Below are 6,283 nucleotides of genomic sequence, written 5' to 3' on the forward strand. Positions count from 1 at the left end.
GGGCCCCGCCGGCACCCGGGGCGCCGGCGGGCAACTCCCCCCGGGCACCCGCGCGGTGGCGGGCTGACGCGAGCGGGCGGGGGCGGTCCGGCCCGCCGGATCAGGGCCGACCCGGCGCGAACGCGGTCGGGCACAGCCCCCGGTTCATTCCGGGCCCGCCTCGATCGCGTCGTCCCCGTGGATACCAGCTCCGAGGGGAGGGTGACGAGGAGACCAAGCGCAGGGCGCGCGAGTACCGTGAAGCCGCCGGGTTGCCCGTGCGCTCCGCGGCGGAGAAGCGGGAGGCGATGGAGCGGCTTCTCGCGGAGGTCCGCGTGGCCCAGCACGGCGCGGAGGACCGACCGGAGTAGCCCCCTCACCCCCGCACCGGGTGGAGGGCCGCGCTGGTGCGGAGCGCCACGCGGCGGCCGTGGGCCGTGCCGTCCTCCACGCGGCGGTGTTCGTCGACGATCGCCGACAGCGGGCGGACCGTCGCCCGGCGGGAGGACAGCCGCCCGAGGGCCAGCAGCCGGTTGACGCCGGCCGCCGCCTCGGCCAGCTCGTCCACGGTGGCGTTGGAGATCACGAAGCCGCGCACCGACAGGTCGTTCTGGTAGAGCGCCCCGACCGGCAGCGTCGGCCGGGTGCCGGCGCCGGCCAGCAGCACCAACCGGCCGCGCCGCGCCAGCAGTTCGACCGCCCAGGCCAGGTCGTTGCGGCCGGCCGCGTCCACCACCAGGGCCACGCCCTCCGGCGCCGCCCTGGCCAGCGCCCCGGTCAGCGCCGGGTCCCGGTAGTCGAACACCTCGGCCGCGCCCAGCGCCCGGCAGTGGTCGGCGTCCGCCGGGCGGGCCAGCGCCAGCACCCGCGCGCCGGCCTCGGCGGCGAACGCGACGACGGCGCCGCCCACGTTCCCCGCCGCCCCGACCACCACCACCGTCTCGCCCGGGCGCAGCCGCCCGTGGCGGAAGAGTGCCAGCCAGGCCGTCGCCCCCGGGTGGAGCACGGTCACCGCCGTCGTCGGGTCGACGCCGGCCGGCAGTCGATAGAGCCGGTCGGCCGGCACCACCGCGTACTGCGCGGCCGCGCCCTGCCGGCCGCCGTGCCCGAGGCTGTTGGTCCACACCGGCTCGCCGGCGGTGAACCCGGCGCCCTCGCCGGCCTCGGCGACCGTGCCCACCGCGTCCCTGCCCAGCACCAGCGGCAGCGGCACCGGGGTGACGAAGGCACCCGAACGCACCAGCGCGTCCACCGGGTTGACGGTGGTCAGCTCCACCCGCACCAGCACGTCCGTCGGCCCCGGGGCGGGCCGGGGCAGCAGCCCCAGCCGGATCTCGCCCGGGGGCCCGAGCCGTTCCACAAACGCCGCTTCCATGGACCCGATGCTGCCAGCCCCGGCGCCTCCCGACTCGCGCCAGGGGGGCAACCAGGTGAGGATCTTCCCATTCCGCGCTTTTCGCCGGGAAAGGCCATCGAAGAGCGCGGAACGGGCAGCGGGCGCGAGGGAAGGAACACCGTCCATGGGCGTGCGGACCTGGATTCAGGACTGGCCGGTCTACCGGCAGCTGGCCGGGCAGGACCCGCGTGGGGCCGCCGCCCGTTCCCCCGGCACCGAGGCGCTGCGCGCCCGCACCGAGGAGGCCGACCGGGTGGTGGACTCCATCTGCCCGTACTGCGCGGTCGGTTGCGGCCAGCGGATCTTCGTCAGGGACGAGCGGATCACCCAGATCGAGGGCGACCCCGCCTCGCCCGTCAGCCGGGGCCGGCTCTGCCCCAAGGGCGCCGCCACCCGCCAGCTGGTCACCTCCGCCACCCGCGAGGACCAGGTGCTCTACCGGCCGCCCCACGCCACCGACTGGCAGCCGTTGGACCTGGACACCGCGATGGACATGATCGCCGACCGGGTCATCGCCACCCGCCGCGCCACCTGGCGCTGGGAGGAGAACGGCCAGCGCGTCGCGCACACCCTGGGCATCGCCAGCCTGGGCGGCGCCGTGCTGGACAACGAGGAGAACTACCTGCTGAAGAAGCTCTTCACCGGGCTCGGCATCGTCTCCGTCGAGAACCAGGCCAGGGTCTGCCACTCCTCGACCGTCGCCGGCCTGGGCACCTCCTTCGGCCGGGGCGGCGCCACCACCTTCATGCAGGACCTCCAGAACTCCGACTGCGTGGTGATCCAGGGCTCCAACTTCGCCGAGGCCCACCCCGTCGGCTTCCAGTGGGTGATGGAGGCCAAGGCGCGCGGCGCCACGATCGTCCATGTCGACCCGCGCTTCACCCGCACCAGCGCCCTGGCCGACCTGCACGTGCCGATCCGCGCCGGCAGCGACATCGCGTTCCTCGGCGGGCTGATCCGCCATGTCCTGTTCGAGGAACGGGACTTCAGGGAGTATGTGCTGGCCTACACCAACGCGGCCACCCTGGTCGGCGAGGAGTTCCGCGACACCGAGGACCTCGACGGGCTGTTCTCCGGCCTCGACCCCGAACACGGCGTCTACGACCCGGCGAGCTGGGCCTACCGGGGCACCACCGTGCGCGCGCCCACCGGCAGCCCCGCCGCCCAGCCGCACGACGGGGTCGCCGTCGAACACCGCGCCGCCGGCTCCGAGTCGCACGGCTCCGGCGGCCAGGACGTGCCGCCCGACCCGGAGCGCGACGAGACGCTGCGCCACCCCCGCTGCGTCTACCAGATCCTCCGCCGCCACTACGCCCGCTACACCCCCGAGATGGTGGAACGGGTGACCGGCGTGCCCCGCGCGACGTTCCTCCAGGTCGCCGACGCGCTCACCGCCAACTCCGGGCCCGACCGCACCAGCGCCTTCGTCTACGCCGTCGGCTGGACCCAACACACCGTCGGCGCCCAGTACATCCGCGCCGCCAGCGTGCTCCAGCTGCTGCTCGGCAACATCGGCCGGCCCGGCGGCGGCATCCAGGCGCTGCGCGGCCACGCCAGCATCCAGGGCTCCAGCGACATCCCCACCCTGTTCAACCTGCTGCCCGGCTACCTCCCGATGCCGCGCGCCACGACCCACCCCGACCTGGACTCCTTCGTGGAGACCGTCCGCACCCACAAGGGCTACTGGGCCGAGACCCGCGCCTACCTGGTGAGCCTGCTCAAGGCGTACTACGGGGAAGCGGCAACCCCCGAGAACGACTTCTGCTTCGACCACCTGCCGCGCATCACCGGCTCCCACAGCACCTATGACACCGTCCTCGCCCAACTCGACGGCGACTGCAAGGGATACTTCCTGCTCGGCGAGAACCCGGCCGTCGGCTCGGCCAACGCGCGCCTGCAACGCCTCGGCATGGCCAACCTCGACTGGCTGGTGGTCCGCGACTTCCAGCTGATCGAGTCCGCGACCTGGTGGCGCGACGGGCCCGAGGTGGCCACCGGCGAGCTGTCCCCCGAGACCTGCGCCACCGAGGTCTTCTTCCTGCCGGCCGCCGCGCACACCGAGAAGTCGGGATCGTTCACCAACACCAACCGCTGGCTCCAGTGGCACCACGCCGCCGTCGAGCCACCCGGCGACGCGCGCAGCGAGCTGTGGTTCGCCTACCACCTCGGCGCCCGCATCCGCGCGAAGCTCGCCGACTCCACCGACCCGGCCGACCGGCTCTTCCTCGACCTGGCCTGGGACTACCCGCTGGAGGGCGAACTCGCCGAGCCCGTCGCCGCGTCGGTGCTGGCCGAGATCAACGGGCGCGGCCCCGACGGCGCCCCGCTGTCCGCCTCCACCGAGCTGCGCGACGACGGCTCCACCTCCTGCGGCTGCTGGATCTACTGCGGCGTCTACGCCGACGGCGTCAACCAGGCCGCCCGCCGCCGCCCGCACACCGAACAGGACTGGATGGCCGCCGAGTGGGCCTGGTCCTGGCCGGCCAACCGCCGCATCCTCTACAACCGCGCCTCCGCCGCGCCCGACGGCCGGCCCTGGAGCGAGGCCAAGGCCCTCGTCTGGTGGGACGAGTCCGCCGGCCGCTGGACCGGCCACGACGTGCCCGACTTCGTGCCCGGGCTGCCGCCCGACCATGTGCCCGAGCCCGGCGCGGAGGGCGTCGCGGCGCTGCGCGGCGACGACGCGTTCGTGATGCAGGGCGACGGCAAGGGCTGGCTCTACGCCCCGGCCGGGCTGACGGACGGCCCGCTGCCCACCCACTACGAGCCGCAGGACTCCCCGTTCGGCAACGCGCTGCACGGCGAACACCCGCGCTCCCCGGTCCGGTTGACCTATCCGCGCCCCGGCAACCTGTACCACCCCTCGGGCGACGAGCCGGGCGCGGCGGTCTTCCCGTTCGTGGTGACGACCTACCGGCTCACCGAGCACTTCACCGCCGGCGGGATGACCCGCTGGTCGCCGTATCTGGCGGAACTCCAGCCGGAGTTCTTCTGCGAGGTCTCACCCGAGCTGGCCGCCGAGCGCGGCCTTACCCACCGGGGCTGGGCGACGGTGGTCACGGCGCGCGGCGCGGTCGAGGCGCGGGTGCTGGTCACCGCGCGGATGGCGCCGCTGCGCGCCGACGGGCGCACCGTGCACCAGATCGGGCTGCCGTACCACTGGGGCCCCAACGGCTACGCCACCGGCGACGCGGCCAACGAGCTGTCCGCGATCGCGCTCGACCCCAACGTCCACATCCAGGAGGTCAAGGCGCTCTCCGCCGACATCCGCCCCGGCCGCCGCCCCCGGGGCCCGGCCCTGCTCGACCTGCTCGACGACTACCGCCGCAGGGCGGGCGTCACCACCGCGACCGGCACGGAGGTCTGACCGTTGACCACGTTCCCCACCGACCGACAGCCGCCGCCGTCCCAGGAACGGGTGGGCTTCTTCACCGACACCTCCGTCTGCATCGGCTGCAAGGCGTGCGAGGTGGCGTGCAAGGAGTGGAACCTGGTGCCCGAGGACGGTCTCGCGCTCACCGGCATGAGCTACGACAACACCGGCGAGCTGGGCGCCTCCACCTGGCGCCATGTCGCGTTCGTCGAGCAGACCAAGCCGCTCGGCGGGCAGCAGGCCCACCAACCGCACGAGGACCTCGACGTGTTGGCGCTCGCCGCGCGCGGCTCGGCCACGCCCGTCGACGAGGCGGCCATGACGCCGACCACCCCCGGGCCGCCCACCGCCGACGGGCGCACCGAGCTGCGCTGGCTGATGTCCTCCGACGTCTGCAAGCACTGCACCGAGGCGGCCTGCCTGGACGTCTGCCCCACCGGGGCGCTGTTCCGCACCGAGTTCGGCACCGTCGTCGTCCAGCAGGACGTCTGCAACGGCTGCGGCTACTGCGTGCCGGCCTGCCCGTTCGGCGTGATCGAGCAACGCCCGGGCGACGGGCGGGCGTTCAAGTGCACCCTCTGCTACGACCGGCTCGGCGCCGGCCTCGAACCGGCCTGCGCCAAGGCGTGTCCCACCGAGTCCATCCAGTTCGGGCCGCTGGACGAGCTGCGGGAGCGGGCCGAGCGCCGCGTCGCCCAACTCCACGAGAACGGCGTGCCGGACGCCCGGCTCTACGGCCACGACCCGGACGACGGGGTCGGCGGGGCCGCCGCGTTCTTCCTGCTGCTGGACGAGCCGGAGGTCTACGGGCTGCCGCCCGACCCGAAGGTCACCACCCGCGACCTGCCCACCATGTGGCGGCACGCCGCGCTGGCCGCCCTCGCCCTGCTCGGCGGGCTGGCCGCCGTCCACCGGATGTCCCGGATGCCCCGGACGTCCCGCGTCATGAGGAGGAAGCGATGAGCGAGGCACGCGTCACCCGCGAGGGGCTTGAGGGCGTCCACCCCGGGCGCGAGGCCCTGTTCGGCAACGGGCTGGACGGCTCCGGCAACGGTCCGGGCGGTGGGGCGGCGCTGGCCGGCGGCCGGCAGCGGGAGCGACGGATGGTCCCGCAGGCCGAGTTCACCTCGTACTACGGCCGGCCGGTGCTCAAGGTGCCGGCCTGGGAGGCCCGCGACATCGCCGGCTACATGTTCCTGGGCGGGCTCGCCGGCGCCGGTTCAACGCTGGCCGCCGCCGCGCAGCTCACCGGGCGGCCGGCCACCGCGCGGGCGTTGAAGCTCAGCTCGCTGGGCGCGATCTCGCTCTCCACCGTCGCGCTGGTCCACGACCTGGGGCGGCCGGCCCGGTTCCTCAACATGCTGCGGGTCGCCAAGCCGACCTCGCCGATGAGCGTCGGCTCCTGGCTGCTGGCCGGCTACGCCCCGGCCGCCGGGCTGGCGGCGGCCAGCGCGGCGACCGGGCTGCTGCCGCGTCTGGGCACGGCGGCGACGCTGGCCGCCGGCGGGCTCGGGCCCGCCGTCGCGACCTACACC

4 protein-coding genes are annotated in these 6,283 nt (G+C 74.8%); 3 read left to right on the forward strand and 1 reads right to left on the reverse strand.

Going from position 1 to position 6,283, the window contains the following annotated elements; genetic code table 11:
- Positions 1-355: 355 nt before the first annotated feature.
- Positions 356-1,354: an NADPH:quinone reductase gene (locus EBN88_RS27715; protein ID WP_122399785.1), complete on the reverse strand. Its 999-nt coding sequence runs from the start codon at positions 1,352-1,354 to the stop codon at positions 356-358.
- A 145-nt stretch (positions 1,355-1,499) separates the two neighbouring features.
- On the opposite strand from EBN88_RS27715, the gene fdh reads away from it, so the two are divergent.
- The 3 genes from fdh to nrfD form a co-directional block, all read left to right on the forward strand.
- Positions 1,500-4,742 carry a formate dehydrogenase gene (gene fdh / locus EBN88_RS27720; protein ID WP_122399786.1) on the forward strand — a complete coding sequence of 1,081 codons (3,243 nt, stop codon included), beginning with the start codon at positions 1,500-1,502 and terminating at the stop codon, positions 4,740-4,742.
- 3 nt (positions 4,743-4,745) lie between these two features.
- Positions 4,746-5,711, forward strand: coding sequence for a 4Fe-4S dicluster domain-containing protein (locus EBN88_RS27725; protein WP_122399787.1), 966 nt, complete (start codon positions 4,746-4,748; stop codon positions 5,709-5,711).
- Positions 5,708-6,283: NrfD/PsrC family molybdoenzyme membrane anchor subunit (gene nrfD, locus EBN88_RS27730; protein WP_199742511.1), on the forward strand; the 576-nt coding region annotated here is incomplete at its 3' end. The genes EBN88_RS27725 and nrfD, both read left to right, overlap by 4 nt.

Origin of the sequence: Streptomyces triticirhizae (assembly GCF_003696235.1) — a bacterium.
In the GTDB taxonomy this organism is placed as follows: domain Bacteria; phylum Actinomycetota; class Actinomycetes; order Streptomycetales; family Streptomycetaceae; genus Streptomyces; species Streptomyces triticirhizae.